General features: G+C 32.1%; 13 protein-coding genes. All 13 read left to right on the forward strand.

Annotated features, from left to right (window positions below; genetic code table 11):
* Positions 1-81 precede the first annotated feature (81 nt).
* The 13 genes from BUA82_RS08100 to BUA82_RS08160 all read left to right on the forward strand — a co-directional run bounded on the left by BUA82_RS08100 (position 82) and on the right by BUA82_RS08160 (position 17444).
* Positions 82-1122, forward strand: a complete 1041-nt coding sequence (locus BUA82_RS08100) for a DUF5305 family protein (RefSeq protein ID WP_073006476.1) — start codon at positions 82-84, stop codon at positions 1120-1122.
* 206 nt (positions 1123-1328) lie between these two features.
* On the forward strand, positions 1329-2717 hold the full coding sequence (locus BUA82_RS08105) for an alkaline phosphatase family protein (RefSeq protein WP_073006477.1): 1389 nt from the start codon (positions 1329-1331) through the stop codon (positions 2715-2717).
* Between the two features lie 38 nt (positions 2718-2755).
* Positions 2756-3958 carry an ROK family transcriptional regulator gene (locus tag BUA82_RS08110; protein ID WP_073006478.1) on the forward strand — a complete coding sequence of 401 codons (1203 nt, stop codon included), beginning with the start codon at positions 2756-2758 and terminating at the stop codon, positions 3956-3958.
* A gap of 192 nt (positions 3959-4150) precedes the next feature.
* Positions 4151-5419 (forward strand): ABC transporter substrate-binding protein, encoded by a 1269-nt coding sequence (locus BUA82_RS08115; protein WP_073006479.1) that lies wholly within the window; start codon positions 4151-4153, stop codon positions 5417-5419.
* Positions 5420-5572: 153 nt separating this feature from the next.
* Positions 5573-6442, forward strand: coding sequence for a carbohydrate ABC transporter permease (locus BUA82_RS08120; protein WP_083599845.1), 870 nt, complete (start codon positions 5573-5575; stop codon positions 6440-6442).
* 10 nt (positions 6443-6452) lie between these two features.
* Positions 6453-7277, forward strand: a complete 825-nt coding sequence (locus BUA82_RS08125; protein WP_073006480.1) for a carbohydrate ABC transporter permease — start codon at positions 6453-6455, stop codon at positions 7275-7277.
* Between the two features lie 44 nt (positions 7278-7321).
* A complete protein-coding gene (locus BUA82_RS08130) occupies positions 7322-8089 on the forward strand; it encodes a PHP domain-containing protein (protein ID WP_073006481.1) in 768 nt (255 codons plus the stop codon).
* 604 nt (positions 8090-8693) lie between these two features.
* Positions 8694-9677 (forward strand): Gfo/Idh/MocA family protein, encoded by a 984-nt coding sequence (locus BUA82_RS08135; RefSeq protein WP_073006483.1) that lies wholly within the window; start codon positions 8694-8696, stop codon positions 9675-9677.
* Between the two features lie 13 nt (positions 9678-9690).
* Positions 9691-10683, forward strand: a complete 993-nt coding sequence (locus BUA82_RS08140; RefSeq protein ID WP_083599846.1) for a Gfo/Idh/MocA family protein — start codon at positions 9691-9693, stop codon at positions 10681-10683.
* A 146-nt stretch (positions 10684-10829) separates the two neighbouring features.
* Positions 10830-11891 carry a Gfo/Idh/MocA family protein gene (locus BUA82_RS08145; protein WP_073006485.1) on the forward strand — a complete coding sequence of 354 codons (1062 nt, stop codon included), beginning with the start codon at positions 10830-10832 and terminating at the stop codon, positions 11889-11891.
* Between the two features lie 87 nt (positions 11892-11978).
* A complete protein-coding gene (locus tag BUA82_RS08150; RefSeq protein WP_073006487.1) occupies positions 11979-15872 on the forward strand; it encodes an alkaline phosphatase family protein in 3894 nt (1297 codons plus the stop codon).
* Positions 15873-16018: 146 nt separating this feature from the next.
* Complete coding sequence (locus BUA82_RS08155; protein WP_073006489.1) at positions 16019-16588, forward strand: transposase; 570 nt, start codon at positions 16019-16021, stop codon at positions 16586-16588.
* A gap of 175 nt (positions 16589-16763) precedes the next feature.
* Entirely contained in the window at positions 16764-17444 is a 681-nt protein-coding gene (locus tag BUA82_RS08160; protein ID WP_083599847.1) for a YesL family protein, read from the forward strand.
* Positions 17445-17498: the final 54 nt, after the last annotated feature.

Genomic DNA, 17498 nt, shown 5'->3' on the forward strand with positions numbered 1-17498 from the left:
GAAAATAAATAACTTAGCTTTTGTTAAGCAGATGAAAGAATACCTTATCATTGTATTGAAATTCTGAGGTGGGGGAAGAGTATGAAAAGTATAGGGGTTAATAGAAATCTAAGAAAAGCAGCTCTGCTATTATGTTCATTAATTATAATGGCATGCTGTGCTCTTTTGATTAATACGCTATTAAAGAATAAACTGGTAGAAAAGAAAGAAGTGGTATTTAAATATAATCATAAAGCTTCAGTAAACTATGGTGTGAGTCTTGTACCTAATAATATATTTGATAAGAAGGTTTTAGAAGAAGGAAATATATATTTAACAGATTATGTTGATGGTATAAATACTTCTTTTAAATATAATTTTGTCTCAGACAAACCTGCAGAGATAAAAGGACAATATGAAGTAATAGCACTAGTTGAAGGCTTTTTAAGCAATGATAAAAATAGCAAAAGTGTATGGAGCAAGCAGTTTGTTGTAAAACCTAAAACAGAATTTAGTGTTGAAGATCCCAAAGGAGAAATGAAAAGTGATATAACTCTAGATTTAAGAACTTACAATTCTTTAGTACAACAGGCTAACAAAACCTTTGGAATGAATTTTATAGGCAAACTTACTGTGGTATGGCGTATAAATATGCAGGGAAGCAGCAGTTATGGAGACTTTTCAGAAACTTTCTCTCCTAAGATGGAGATGGCTTTAAATGAAAAATACTTTCAAATTACTGGCAACCTAAACGAAAACAAGGAGGGGAACAAGGAGAGTGTAATTAAAATTACAAACCCTAAGTTAAAAACCTACATTCTTATGTCTTTATCAGGAATAGCTTTTTCCATTATATTAGGGATTTGTGTTCTTATTTTTACAGTACCCAAAAGAAGAGAAAAGAACACCGCAGGAAAGGCTGCGAAAATATTAAAAACCTATGAAGATAAGCTAGTAGCCTTAAGGGACGACTCTGTGGATGGATCAGAAGTAATAATAAGAGTTGTATCCATGGAAGATTTACGAAAAATAGCAGAAGATTTGGACAAACCTATTTTTTATAAATATACTTCAAATCTAGAAGAAATAACCTACTTCTATGTGGTAGATAGCAGAAAAATATATGCATATTATATAATATAGCACATGGGAAAAAATGTATCCGCCCCTGGGGTGCTTCCATAAAAAGGAAGTGCCCCAGGGGAGGATACATTTTTATGGAAATTAAATAAAGTGTTTCAAATAAAAATTTTTATAAAAAGATATTGAAATTTTATAGAATAAGGTTTATGATGTATTTGTGATAAGGATTACATACTTATTTCAGTGAGTTGAAAAAGTGGTGAAATATGAACAAAGAATATTTTATTTATATGAACTTAGATGGGTTTGGTAGGTACTATTATGATATTGCTAATGAGAGCATGAATGGTACTCCAAATTTAAATAATTTAATAGAGCAAGGTGTTTTTTTTGATAATCTTTACACAGGGATTCCGTCTATAACATTCCCTATGCAAAGCTCTATATTAAGTGGAGCATATTCTGAAGTTACGGATAATTGTTGTCAATATTATGACAAAAAACATGGAAGACTAGTAAAGTGCAATCATAGCAATAAGGGAGAAACCTTAGGTGAAGTTTTAAATTCTCTCAATAAGCCTTTTATATCTATACAACAGTTTGTCCTTAATGAAAGAGGCTGTAATTTTGATGATGACAAGTTTGTATATTTTCAGCCAGGAGGAAATTATAAAGTAAGGTTTAAACTTTTGAAAGATATTATTAATGGGAAAAAAGTAAGTTCTAAAAATAAAGAATACATATTTAAAGATATGCCTGAGTACATTTTCTTTTATGCTGATGATTTGGATGCTTTAGGACATAACCCACCTTATACTAGCTATGCACCTTTAAGGGTAAAGGCTATTACTGAAGATGCTAGAGTTAGTTCTGTGATAGGAAGGCTAAAGGAAATTGATGAAGAAATAGGTAAGGTTATTAATCTTTTGAAAGAAAAGAATATATACGATAATACTACAATATTAATTACCAGCGACCATGGAATGATACCTTACAAAGGTAAGAGCAGCATTCTAAAGCTCATTAAAGCCTTAGAGAATATTGGATTTGAAAATATTAAGGTGGTTCAAGACAATAACAAAAAGATATGGAATAAAGATAAGCATAAGCTTATAGAGATTAAAGAAAATAATAAATATAAAGAAAAATCATTAACTATGAATGAACATACCTCATTGGATATGTACAATTTTGAAAATAAATACAATTCACAAGATACAGCTATAAGAGAAACAGAAGTTATAATAGCAAGTACAGGTATTCAATGCCAATTGTATTTTATTGGCAATATTAATCTAAAAGAGATTAAAAATAAATTATCTAAGGAAGAATATATAGAAAAGTGCCTCACTAAAGAAGAACTTAAGGAGAGAGGGGTTAGTGAAAAGTTTGCAGACATACTTGTTTCTCCTAAACCTTTTATGCATTTTAATTTAGATTTAAACACAAACTTTATATTAAATGCATCTCATGATTCTCTTAACGAGAAATGTCAAAAGGTATTTGGAGTTATTAAGGGATCAAAAATAAAACGTGGATTAATATATAGAGAAAAATCCTATAATATAGATTTAATCCCTACAGCATGCACTGTGTTAAATATTCCTTTAATGAGAGGTTCCAAGGGAAAAGTGATAGATGATATTATACTTTAGATACTTTTTCCAGTGAAAGAAGAAAGTGAGGTTTTATTTTGAATAAAAAAGCTGATAAGGATACCATAAAGTTTTTAAATAGACAAACTGTATTAAGTATTATAAGAAAATATAATGAAATTTCTAGAGCTGATTTAACGGAAAAAACAAAACTAAGTCCAACAACCATATCTGCTATTACATCCGAACTAGTGGAAAATAAACTTATAAGGGAAATAAGAATAGGAGAATCTAATGGTGGAAGACCACCTTTAATATTTGGAATTAATCCAATAGCTGCCTTTTCTATAAATTTAAGAATTACACCTAGTAGTGCTTTAGTGGCTATAGTAAATTTAGCTAATGAAATTGTATATAAAAAAGAAATAATTTTGCAGGTATATGATGAGGAAAGCCTACAAGAACTTTTAGAAACATCAATAAAAAGCGCATTGGATAACTTCCCTTACGATTTAGATCTCATTCAGGGGATAGGTATAAGCTTTCCTGGGCTTATAGATTATAAAAGCTGCAAGATAATTTTTTCAGCCAGCCTTCATGTGAAAAATTTTGATGTACAACAAGCTATATATAAGGTTGTAGGCAAAGAAGTTTATATTTATAAAGATACAGATGCTCTTTTATTAGGAGAATATCATTTTGGGATAGAAGAAAGTTATAAAGATGTTATTTACATATTAGTGGAAAATGGTGTAGGTATGTCGTATTTATATTCTGGCAAGCTGTTTAGACTACCAGAAGGAGGTTTTGAGTTAGGACACATAACCATAGATCCAGAAGGAGAACTTTGTAGGTGCGGTAATAAAGGATGTTTGGGAACTATGGTTTCAGAGATCCCTGCTCAGAAAAAGTTAAGTGAATTACTTGCTCAAGGGATAGAAAGCAGAGTTAGCCAAGCAGGTGCCTTAAGATATGAAGATATGATGAAACTCTATGAAGAAAAGGATATAGCATGCACTATGGTCATTAATGAACAAATTAATTTGCTAGGTACAGCTATATCTAATATGGTAAATATTTTTAATCCAGAGCTAGTTATATTAGGAGGTCCTTTAGTAGCTGGTGGAGAGGAACTTAGAAATAACTTAAAAAGTATCGTAAGTAAAAAATCACTTAAGAGTTTCTCACAAAAAACAAAACTGAAACTTTCAGCTTTAGGGGATAATTCAGCATTGTTAGGAATGTCTCATGAAATTTTTAGTGATAGGGTTTATAAGTTTATAGATATAAATAACAAGTAAGTTAGAGCATATATAAGCGGTTGGATGATTATAAATATGTTTCTTGATATAAAATAACTATTTCACAATAAGTGCAATCATTTATTTAACACATTTTACTAAGTATTACTGTTTCATATAAACTAGGGTTCATTTTATTTAATATAAACCAACAAACCATTGATGTTAAATTAATTAAAGGAGGTAGCTTTTATGAGAGGAAGAAAGCTCACAATTCTATTATTAACAACAGTACTTTTAGGTGGAGTAGTATCAGGATGTGGTAAAAAAGACAACTCACCAGCCGCAGGAGGAGGGGACAAAAAGGTTACTATAACTTATTGGCAACATAGCAGTCAAGCAAGGGACAAGATGATGCAGGATTTAGCTAAAGAATTTATGGACAAAAATAAGAATATTACGATTAAAACTGAATTTATTCCAGAAGATAGCTATTCTACAAAATTAATATCCAGCCTTGCCACAGATGCAGCTCCAGATGTAATGCAAGTGGAATCAGGCATGATACCAAGACTTGCAAAATCTGGATCCATACAGCCTTTGGATGAAAAGGTTTTATCCACAGATAAGGTAGCCAGCGAATTTATCCCTGCTACAGTAGATGGACTAAAATATAACGGTAAGTATTATGGCCTTCCAACAGATACACAAACTATAGTTCTTTATTGGAATAAGGATTTGGCTAAATCAGCTGGTTTAGATGCTGAAAAGGGACCAAAAACCTGGGATGAACTAAGAGATTGGGCTAAGAAACTTACTAAAACAGAAGGCGGTAAAATGTCTCAATCTGGATGGGGAGAAAAAGGATACAATCCAGAAGTACAAGCTTTGGTTAATCAGTATGGTGGAAAGATGGTAGATGAAAATGGCAAGTATGTTTTTGCTGATGATGCAAAAGCTGTAGAAGCTATTCAATTTATGGTGGACGTTTATAAAAAGGACAAGGTTTATGACACTCAATTTATGAAAAACTGGGCAGGCTTTAGACAAGGAAAAGTTGCTATTATGTTAGGACACCCAGCTATGCTTGGAAACTTAAAACAAACAGCTCCTAATGTTAAGCTTGGAATGTCATTAATTCCTGCAAAAGATGGAAAAAATACAACTATAGTAACTTCTTGGGCTTACGTTGCATCAAAGAAAGCTAACTCCGAAGCTGCAACAAAATGGATAGAATTCTTAACAAGCAAAGATGTTCAAAAGAAATGGACAAAACAAACTGGAGAACTTCCAGCTAGAAAAGAATTACTTACTGATTCAGAGTTAACTTCAGATCCACAAACAAAGCTTTTATTATCCTCACTTACAGATTCCAAGGTTGGATATCTTCAAATGGGTATCTTAAATAAAATTTGGAGTGAAGGTTTTGAAAAAATGATATTAACCGATGCTCCAGTTAAGGATACTTTAAAAGCAATGCAGGATTCTCTAAATCAAGAGGTTTCTAAAGATCTTAAGTAGAAAATTAATTTCTTAAAGCTAGAAATCCCTTAATAAATTAATTACTAAAATCAAAATAAGATAGCTATATTTAAAACTATACATAATGAGGCTGAGCCTCAAAAGTCTTAATATGCTTTTGGGACAGCCTCTTTTTTAGAAGGAAGTGATATTTTGAGGAAAAATAAGCTTAATCCCATGAAAATAGCTCCATACTTATTCATAGCGCCAGCAATTTTATATTTGCTAATAGTAACAATTATTCCTGCTATTATGGCTCTGCCTATAAGCTTTACAGATTGGTCAGCCCTTAGCACTAAGATGAGTTTTGTGGGATTTGAGAATTATAAAAGATTATTACATGATGCAGAATTTAAAAGATCCTTATTAATAATGAGTAAGTTTTTCTTATTTGTACCTTTAAATATGTTCTTTGGTTTGATGCTGGCTTTACTTTTAAATAGTAAGATAAGGGGTATGGTTGTTTTCAGAGTTATATTTTACTCCCCAGTAATAACTTCTACAGTAGCGGCAGCCATATTATTTGATTGGTTTTATCAACCAAGCTTTGGACTTTTTAATAGTATATTAGCTGTGTTTGGAATAAAGGGCATTGGATGGATAAATGATGCTAAAACAGCAATAAGTTCGGTAATGATATTTAAAGTTTGGAAAGGTGCTGGAGCAGCAATGCTCATATACTTGGCTGGACTTCAAGATGTAGCAGAAGAAATAAAAGAAGCTGCATCAATAGATGGGGCTACTCCTTGGCAAAAGTTTAAATATATTACATTGCCTCTTTTAAGACCAGCTCATATATATCTTCTTATAACAGGGATAATCGGTGTATTTATGATATTCCAAGAAACATACATGCTTCAAGGACCTCTTAAGAGCACAAATACTGTAGTTAATTATATTTATGATAAAGGCTTTATGAGTTCTGAGATGGGATATGCCAGTGCTATGTCCTTTGTACTATTCATAGCAGTTCTTATTATAACTATTATTCAATATAAAGTTCTAAAATTAGATTTATCATAAGGAGGAAAATATGAAGAGTAAGAGCTTAAAAAAGATTCTATTATTATTGCTTCTCATAGGAGCTTCTGTAGTAGTTGTTTTTCCATTCCTATGGATGATATTTTCCTCTTTTAAAAAAATAGATGAATTCTATTTTATACCGCCTAAATTGTTTCCTAAAGAATTTACTTTGGATAACTTTAAGGAACTCTTCGAAAGAGGAAACTTCTCTGTTTATTACATGAACAGCATTATAGTTACAGTAGTTCAGGTTTTCTTCAACATGATTATTGTAACTATGGCAGGGTATGGCTTTGCCAAGTTTAATTTTAAAGGAAAAAAGCTTCTTTTTATGTGTGTTCTAGCTACTACTATGATACCTTGGGTTGCTACCATTATTCCTTTATACATAATGGCATATAAGTCTGGAACTATTAATACTTATTTTGGTTTGATATTTCCAGGAATAGTGGATGTTTTTAGCATATTTTTAGCTAGAAACTTTATGGAAAGCATACCTACAGCATTATTGGAGGCGGCTAGGGTAGATGGAGCAGGGGAATTTAAGATATTTAGAACTCTTGTGCTACCACTAACTAAACCACTTATAGCGGTTATTACCATTAATAAGTTTATAGGTAGCTGGAATGCCTTCCAATGGCCGCTGTTAGTTGTAAGCGATGATAGTTTAAGAACATTACCTTTAGCAGTTGCAAAGTTCTCCAGCCAATACTATGATGCTTATAATTTGAAGATGGCAGCAGCAGCATTAGCAATAATACCTGTATTGCTTGTATATATAGCTTTCCAAAAATACTTTGTATCAGGAATTTCACTTTCTGGAATGAAGGAGTAGTAAAGATAAATTATCACCATTAAATATAATGAAGGGGTGATTAAATGAAGATAGATTTGCATATTCATACTAATTTTTCTGATGGACAACCTACTTATAAGGAAGTTATTGATAAGGCCAAGGAATTAAGAATGGATTGTATTGCTATAACAGATCATTTTGATAATTATGACCCATCTCCTCACATTAGAAAAATCGGAGATGACGAGCTCATAGAGTTTTATGAAAAAATAAAATCTTATGCTGAATTAAAAGAGCAAAAGGTACTTTGCGGCATTGAAACATGCACTGATTTCAAAGGTGATTTAAGAATAAGTGATAGAGTGTACCAGGCCTCTGAAATAATAATTACCAGTGTGCATTATGTAGAATATAATGAAGAGCTGGTTCAAGGTGAATATTATAATGATAAATATTGGGAAGCATTTAAGCAAAAGCTTTTAAATATGGCTGGTTCCGAAGGACATGTCCAAGGTCATCCGGAGGGGTACTTACCTATTAATCCTTTAATAAAACCTGGAACTACTACCTATGAGGAGAGAAAAGCATTATGTAGAGAGATATCCGTTAGGTACCTTGATAATATTTATCTTGAAGAACTAGCTGAGAGGTTTCTATTAAGCAATAAAGCCTACGAACTTCATGGAGCTACTGGTACTCCTAGAGAAAGCGTAGTAGAGCTTATGACTTCTAAGGGTGTGAAATTTAGTATAGGCAGCGATGCACATATATTGGATTGGATTGGGAAAAATCAGCTTGGAGAAGAAATGATTAATAAATATAAGGGTAGTCTTTTTAGAAGTTTTAGATAATGTTATTATATAGAAATTATTATAGGTGATATTAAGTTAACGATATAATATTAGGATTAACTAAGGATAATACAGTAAAAGTTTTATTCTTGAAAGAACAGGCATAGATAAGACAAAACAGTTAATTAATGTAATATAGTAAGAGCTTTTATATCTATTATTAGGTTGCAATATGATATCTGTTTTAACTTAATGAATGCATTTTCTTACTTGATTTATTTAAATTAGATTGCAGCATAATATCAGTTTTAACTAAGAGTACTATATGAAAACAATTAGCATTATATTATTCAGTTTTAAAAAGTTATTGATATTATGAATAATTTTATTGATACTTATATTGATTTTAAAAGTGAGTTGTTTTATTAGTGCTACATTATAAAATAAAAATTATTTATTGTGTAGAAGTCTCAATAAAGTATTAATAATAAAAAATTATTTTAAAACCATAGATTTTTTATTAGTTAACATTAAATTTGTTATATATAATAATGAAATATTCTATAGAAAATTTGAACATATTTTAATACACATGAATTTAATATAGAACAACATATTAAATTCATAGTGCTTATTTTATATTTAAGTTAAGGAGTGAAGAAAAATGATTAAGGTAGCTATTGTAGGGTGCGGTACCATGGGAAACGTACATGCAAAGGGTTATGTGAACATTAAAAATGCAAAAGTAACGGCTGTATGTGATATAAGAAAAGAAAAAGGCATGGCTATATCAGAACTTTTAGATGCTAAATATTATGAGAGCTATGATGAAATGCTTAAAGAAGATGTAGATATAGTGGACATATGCTTGCCTACATACATGCATAAAGAGTTTGCATTAAAAGCTATGGAACTTGGGAAACATGTATTTTGCGAAAAGCCTATAGCTTTATCTGTAGAAGATGCTGAAGAAATGGTTAATAAAGCAAAGGAAATGAAGGTTAAGCTTTCAGTAGGTCATGTAGTAAGATTTTTCCCAGCTTATAAAAATGCAGTTAACTTAGTAAAGCAAGGAAAGATTGGAACCCCTAAGCTTATAAGGACTACTAGAAATGGGGCATATCCAGGATGGAGCTGGGAAAATTGGTATTCCAACTATGAGCTAAGCGGAGGTCCTTTATTAGATCTTGTAATTCATGATATAGACTGGATTATCAGTAATTTTGGAGATGTACAAAGAGTATATGCCAAGAGTTTTAATGGAAAGGTAGAGAGAAAAGATCATTGCTTAGTTACATTGACCTTGAAAAATGGTTCTCTAGCTCATGTAGAAGGAAGTTGGGCATATCCAGATGGGGCAATTTTTGGTACAACCTTTGAGGTTATCGGAACTACAGGTCAAATAGAAAGCGACAGCAGAAGCAGTTCACCCATTAAAAAGTATACAAATAATGGAGCCTTTAATATGGCACTAGATTCTCCTTTACAATATAAAGATGAGCCATATACTGCAGAGCTGCAGGAATTTATCAATGCTGTGATAGAAGAGAGGGAGCCTTTAATAACAGGAGAAGCAGCAATAAAAGCTATAAAAGTATCCCTAGCAGCAATTAAATCATCAAAAACAGGAGAAGCTGTAGAGCTATAAGGAGGTAAGAGCTATGAAAAAAGTGAAAATTGGGGTTATTAGTTTTGAACATATGCACGCCTTAAGTTATACTCAAGGGCTTATAAATACCCCAAACGTAGAACTAGTGGGAATTGCTGATGATAATGAGTTTAGAGGCTCAGAGATGTCAGCTAGATTTAACACAAGGTATTACAAGGATTATAAGGAATTACTAAAAACTGATGTACAAGGTGTAATAATCTGTACCTGTAATAAACTTCATGCCAAGGTGGCTGTAGATGCTGCTAATGCTGGAAAGCATATATTAGTAGAAAAGCCTTTTGCCACTAATTTTGAAGATGCCAATCTTATGTTGGAAGCTGCAGAGAAGAATAATGTAAAAATAATGACTGCATTTCCCATGAGATTTAATGAAGGGATAATTAAAGCCAAAGAGGCTGTAGATAACGGAGATATCGGTGATATATTGAGCATAACAGGAATTAATCACGGCAAGATTCCTTCTGGCTGGTTCTTATCAAAAGAACTTGCAGGGGGAGGAGCTATAATGGATCATACAGTTCATATAGCAGACCTTATGCGATGGTTTACTGGGAGCAAATACAGTTCTGTATATTGTCAGGGTGGAGAACTTATCCACAATAAAGGCATAGACGATTGCGGAATAGTTACCGTAGAGTTTGAGAATGGTGTTTTTGGAACCATAGATTGCAGTTGGGGACACCATAAGAATTATACCATTTGGCCAGAAGTATATATGGAAATAGTAGGTACTAAAGGGGTTATAGAAGTTGAGGGCTTTAGACAGAACATGAGAGTCTTTGATGCTTCTAATAATACTATTGAAGATGTTATCTGGGGCAGTGACGGTGATGAAGGCTTGGTAAAAGAATTTATAAGAGTTGTAGAAACTGGAGATGAGCCTGCGGTAACAGGCTTGGATGGAGCTAGAGCCATGGAAGTAGCTGTAGCAGCTTATAAGTCAAAAGAAAGCAATTCAAAAGTAACAGTTAATCATATTTAAGATGAGATTCTAGAACAGTGGAGTGATGGATTTAGGATTCAAAAGTAACAGTTAATAATATTTAAGGGTATTTCCAATATGCTCTACACTTTGGAATAGTATTCAAAAGTAGCAGTTAATCATATTTAAGTTAGGAGTTGATAGCTATGCTTAAAACTGCATTAATTGGGTGTGGAAGAATATCTCCTCTTCATCTAGTATCTATAAAAATGTTAAAAGAAGCAGAACTTATAGCGGTATGTGATATAAAAGAGGATAGAGCTTTAAGCACAGCTCTGCAATACAATTGTAAACATTATTTAGATTATAAAGATATGCTTTTAAAGGAAAGGCCAGAAGTGGTGCATATATGTACCCCTCATTATCTTCATCATGAAATGGCTGTCTTTGCTGCAAAGCTTGGTATTCACGTAATAACGGAAAAACCTATGGCCATAAAATATGAGGATGCAGTGGATATGGTGAACTGCTGTAAAGAAAATAATGTGTCTCTCTCTATTATGTTTCAAAATAGATTTAACAAAGCTGTTAGATTTATAAGAAATGAGATTACTAAGGGTTCTTTAGGTAAACCTTTAGCTGCTAGAGTCATAGTGACTTGGAGTAGAAGTGATGACTATTATGGGAAAAGTGACTGGAAAGGAACCTGGGAAAAAGAAGGCGGTGGGGTAGTTATAGATCAAGCCATACATTCTTTAGATTTAGTAAGATATATAACTGATAAAAAACCTCTTTCTGTACAAGCCAACATATTTAACAGAAAACATAAGAAATTTGATATTGAAGATATATCTGAAGGTATTGTAGAGTTTGAAGATAACTTTACCCTAAGTTTTTACACCATGAACTACTTTACCTGCGATCTTCCTATAGATATTACCATTCACTGTGAAAAAGGCATAGCCAAAATCATTGGAGATGAAGGAGTAATTGACTATATAGATGGAAGAAAGACAAGCATTTTACTTCAAGAAGAAGATAAAATTGACTACGGTGGTAATGTGAAAAAATATTGGGGATATTGCCATTATACTGAAATAGAAAGCATATACCAAAGTCTACAAAAGAATAATTCTAATGACCCTAAAAAATTTAACGACCTAGTTGAGGTCTCGGGAGAAGACGGACTAATCACACAACAAATAATCAATGCTATCTATGAATCTGGCATTAACAGTAAAAAAGTGGAACTCCCCCTGGGGTACTAACAAATAATGGAACTCCCCCTGGGGTGCTTACAGTTATTGTAAGCACCCCAGGGGCGATTCCTAAAAAAAGGTAAAAGGAGATTTGCTATGAGGTATAAAAAATATTTGAGTGTTCTATTATCCTTTATTATGACTGTATCGCTTATAACCTTTAACATTGATAAAACTCCAGTAAAAGCTGCTGGAGAAAATAATAAGAATGTTGTACATATTATTTTAGATGGAATATCTAACAAACTTTATGATGATTTAATTAAGGAAGGATACGATTTTCCTAATATAAATGACCTTATTGTAAACGGTACCAAGATTGAAGACATGAAAACTACCATTCCTTCATATGGAGGAGCTCAGGCTGCCGTGCTTACTGGAGCTTATCCTGAGGCTAATGAGTTTTTTTACAGGTACTACGATAAGAGTACTAATAAGATAATCTCTTCCACAAGTGAAACTTATGCATTAAAAGGTGAAACATATCTAGAAAATATACAACGTAATTATCCTTTGGTTAAGACTATGGCATTAGGTATGTCTGTGGCGACTTTAGGAATAGAAGGAAGAGGTGTAAGTGTTTCAGATCCTAATCATAAGCTTATAGAGTATAAGGATAATAAGTCCGTTGCTAAACGAGGGGACAAGTTAGTAAGTCTTGCTGAAGAAATGGAAGATTTGAAAGTAGCTATTAGAAATGATGAAATGCCAAGATATATTTTATCATATTCTAATGATATAAAAATGCAGCTTTGGAATGGTGGAGCAAACAATTATGATGCTATAAAAAAGGCTTCTGGAGATAAGCTTAAAGAATTAGATAGTTTAATTGGGGAGTTAATAGCAGAACTTAAGTCTCAAGGCAAATATGAAGATACGATTATTATACTAAATTCTCTATCTTCTATATATGCAATAGAAAAGAAGATAAATGGTGATGTTATGGCTTCCAATATCAGTAACGCTACTGGAGTTACTACTACTTTTGGAACTGTATCATCAGATTCTAAGGTAGTTATAATAAAAAACTATGTTATGAAATATGGTCAATTGTACTTTACCAATAAGGCTTCCCAAGAGGATAAAATTAAAGTTTTAGATTATTTAAGAAATAATGAAGCAATGAAGAATGAAATTAAAGAAATTATAGACCCTAAAATAGTATCTGCACCCTCTATTTTCGCAGATTATCTGTTAAATCCAAAGGAGGAATACACCTTTTCTCAGGCAGGTTTAAATACGGTAAGAACAGATAACTTAGAGGATATGAGTCAGTTATGTATATTTTCTGGAAAAGGCATAATTAAAGGTAAGAATGTGCCTCAGTCAAATTTAGTTGATATTGTACCTAGTATAGCAGAAATCCTAGGAATAACTAATCCAGCTAATAACGAAGGAAAGAAGCTTGACATATTTGATTTTCAGCCTCCTATAGCTAATATATTTCTAGAAGGTTCTAAGAATTCAGAAGGATTGTATACTAGTGAAGTAAAGGTTACTATTAACTCTCAAGATAATAAATATGTTGTTACAGAATATGATTTAGGAGAAGGGTTTATAAATTATAAGGAGCCTTTTAAAGTTAATAAAGATTGTACATTAAAGGTTAGGGTTAGCGACCAAGCAGGAAATATTAAAGAATATAATGAGGATATTAAATTTGTATCACTTTATAAAAATGTTGATATACAAGGAATTTTTGATGAAACTTTAGGTTATAAACTAACAGACAAAACCAGTATTACTGTAAAAGGTGAAATAAATAGTGATCCTAATATAAAGATTACTGTAAATAATGCACCTGTAGCCTTAGATAACTATAATTTTACCCAGGTGATAAATCTTACTAACGGAAAAAATGTTATTCAAATAGAGGCTGAATTAAATGGACTTGTATCTAAAAAGGAATATATAGTATACAAGGCTAGTGAACCAGAGATAACTTCTGTTAAGGAAAGTGAAGTCTTTTCTACTTCATTAGTAAATATTAGTGGAAAAGCATGGCCCAAAGCAAATATGGAAATTATGGGAAATTATGCTAAAGCAGATGAAGAAGGTAATTTTAACATGGAATATAATCTTAATTCCGGGAAAAATGCTATAGGTATTAAAGCTAGTACTGGAGATATTATAAAGGAAAGAAATATAAATTTATATTATTATACTCCAGTGAACATTGATATAGTAAGCCATAGAGATAAGGATGTAGTTAAAACTGAAGCCATAAAACTTTATGGAAAATTGGATAAGGCGGCTAAGATAAGCATAAATGGAGAAGATACTATGCTTTCAGTAGACAACACCTTTAATAAAGATATAAAACTAAATAAGGGTATTAACAATATTATTATTGAAGCAGATATTATGGGAGTAAAATCCTCTAAAACGTTAAGAATTGTAAGGGTAGTTCCTGAAGACAAATATGTAGTTTATATTAATTGGGATGGATTTGCAAAATATTACTTTGATGAAGCCAGTTCAGAAGGAAAAACTCCTATTCTAGATAGTTTGATAAAGAAAGGAGTGTATTTTGAAAATGCCTCTACAGGTATACCATCTATAACCAATGCAATGCAGGCAGCTATAGTATCTGGAACCTATTCTCAAGGGACAGGCAACTCATATAGATACTATGATAAAGATAAGAATTTAGTGGTCCAATATTCAAGAGAAAACGAAGCTGAAACCATTGCAGAAGCAGCGGTAAGACAAGGCCTTAAGGTGGCATCAGTACATCAATTTGCGTTGCAGGATAGAGGAACAGCCTTTGGGGATGTGGATAAGGCTTATATACAAGTCCCAGACCCTTCAGATTATTCAGTTAGATTTGATGAAGCTATTAAACTTATAAATGGGGAGCCAGTTCAAAGTGGTATATCCTCCATTGAAATTATAGATATTCCAAAATTTATGGCCTTATATATGGATGATCTAGATGGTATTGGTCATAATGAAAAAGGCGCTTACGGCAACGAAGTAGCTGGTTCAGAAGTAGAAAGAAAAAATCTCGTAAAGGCAAGACTAGGAGAAATGGACACAAAGCTGGGAGAATTTATTGAAGCCTGTAAGAATAGAGGAATTTATGATAACATGTCCTTTATTTTAACTACAGATCATGGTATGTCTCCTTATGGACAACAAGGTGCTAAGGCAGATGAATATTCAAAATCAAAACTTCCAGAGGTTTTGGCTAAGCTTCAATCTATGGGATACAAGCCAGAAGCTCTTTTATCAGGCCAAAGTGCAAAGGACGATACAGATTTAGTAGTGGTTTCAGTAGGCTTGCAAGCCCAGTTGACTTTTAGAAATAAGTTTACTGCTGAAGAGGTTGAAAATATAGTTTCAGCATTTAAAGATGAAGCATATGTGGGCACCATAATGAAAAACCAAGAGATTATAGAGAGAGGTTCCAGAGCAGACTTTGCAGATATTATAATTTCTCCAAAACCACCATATAGCTTTAAAACACCTAGGATAGTTGATGGAGTGCCTATTTATAGTGACTATATAGCAAGAGGGCAGCATGATTCTTTAGATGAAACCTCCCAGCATATATTCTCATTAATGTGGGGTAATGGAATAAAGCAGGGATACAATTATAAAGATAAAATGTATAATATAGATTTTGCACCAACTATGGCTAAGCTGCTAAGCATTGATGCTCCTAAAAACTCCACTGGTAAAATATTAGCTCAAGCTTTAGAAGATGACAAAAAACCTGGTGATGGAGAAGATGGACAAACTTCGGATAATAGTAATGAAAATAATCTTAATGATCCAACTAATCCTAAGGATGAAGCAAGTAAAAACCATCCTGAAAGTAATAATAAGTTAGATAATGACAAAACCCATGAAAATAACTATGGTAATAAGTTAGCTAAAACTGGTAGCTTTCCAAGTTCTAAGCCTATTATTTTTATTGCAGCCTTATTAATATTTGCAGGATTTGTAACATTGTATAGAGAAAAGTCTTTGAAAAAGAATAATTAAATTTTAAAATTATTAAAAGATGTCTATGGGAAATATTAACACTACCCCTGGGGTGCTTCCTTTTTTGTGGAAGCACCCCAGGGGCGGTTACATTTTTTGTAAGTGGGCAATAATCATAATAAAAGATTTTTATGAGGAGTGATTATATGCCTACGAAAAGAAGAGTGTGGTTTCCAGGATGCATGTACCATATTACCGCTAGGGGTAACCACCAGGAGGATATATTTAAATCTATAGCTGATTTTAATATGTATCTAAGAATGATGAAAGAATGCTTAAATTATTATGAAGATTGTAGTTATGAGGTAATTAGTTATTGTCTTATGAAAAACCATGTGCACATTTTAGTAAGGGCAGGTAAGAAAGAAATTGGAGGGTTCATAAGACGGCTACATTCCATGTATGCCATGTATTTTAATAGTAAGTATGACTCTACAGGACATTTGTATCAAGGACGATATTACTCCGAGGTTATTATGGATGTAGGTCAGCTTATGGAGGTAAGTAGATATATTCATTTGAATCCTGTAAGAGCAAAGATTGTAAAGCTTCCTCAGCAATACAAATTCTCTTCCTATAATATGTATATAGGAAATGAAGAAGAAAATATTGTTGATACATCCATGATATTAGGATACTTCCCAGAGGAGGAGAAAGCTGAAAAGAAAAAGGAGAGGTATAGATACTTTGTGGAAAAAGCTATGGAGGTATCTTAGAGTTTTGTATATTATATAATGGAATAAAATGGTTCTACCCCTGGGGCACTTACATTTTATGTAGGCGCCCCAGGGGTAGAAAAAATATTAACTAATGATATAATGTTAATATAAAAATAATCAATTAAAGTAAATAATTACTACTAAAACTTAAGAATAAACATAGGGGGGAATTATGGAAGAAAAAGATTTTACTGAAAGGGGATTTTATAAGTTTTCTAATTATTTATGGTGGTTTTTAATAAGCAATTTTTGTTTTGTTATTACAAATTTACCATTGATAATATTTGTGATTTTATATCCCGCATTTTCTACAGGTATGATACAAATTGGACTATCTATAGGACTTTTGTTTACAGCGCCGGCAGCGGCTGCTTTATTTAGCACTATGGGAAAACTTGTTAGGCAAAAGGACATAGATGCTTTTAAAGATTTTTTTAAGGCATATAAAACTAATTTTATGCAATCTATGTTTATAGGCGCTTTGCAAGTGCTAATCTTGAATGTACTTTATATTGATACTATTTATTTTAGAAATAGCTCCTTATCCTTACTATCATATATATTTTATTTTTTGTTTATATATATCATAGCCTTAAGTACATTTATATTTCCGATACTTTCAAGATTTTATCTTAAAACCAAAGATATATTTATACTTTCAGTTATGTACTCTATAAAGAAGATATTCTTTACGGTGGCTAATTTGCTAATAATGATTGTGGTAGGAGCCTTGATAATTAATGTTTCTTCAGTAATCGTATTCTTTGTTTTTTCTGTTAGTGCGTTTATTATGATGCTGTGGCAGAATAAAGTTCTAGAGGATATTGAGGAAAAACTAAAAAAAGAAGAATAATGACTTAATTACTATAAACATATATAATAACACTACCTATAAGGAGAAAATGAT

The organism is Clostridium amylolyticum, from assembly GCF_900142075.1.
Classification (GTDB): Bacteria; Bacillota; Clostridia; order Clostridiales; family Clostridiaceae; genus Clostridium_AA; species Clostridium_AA amylolyticum.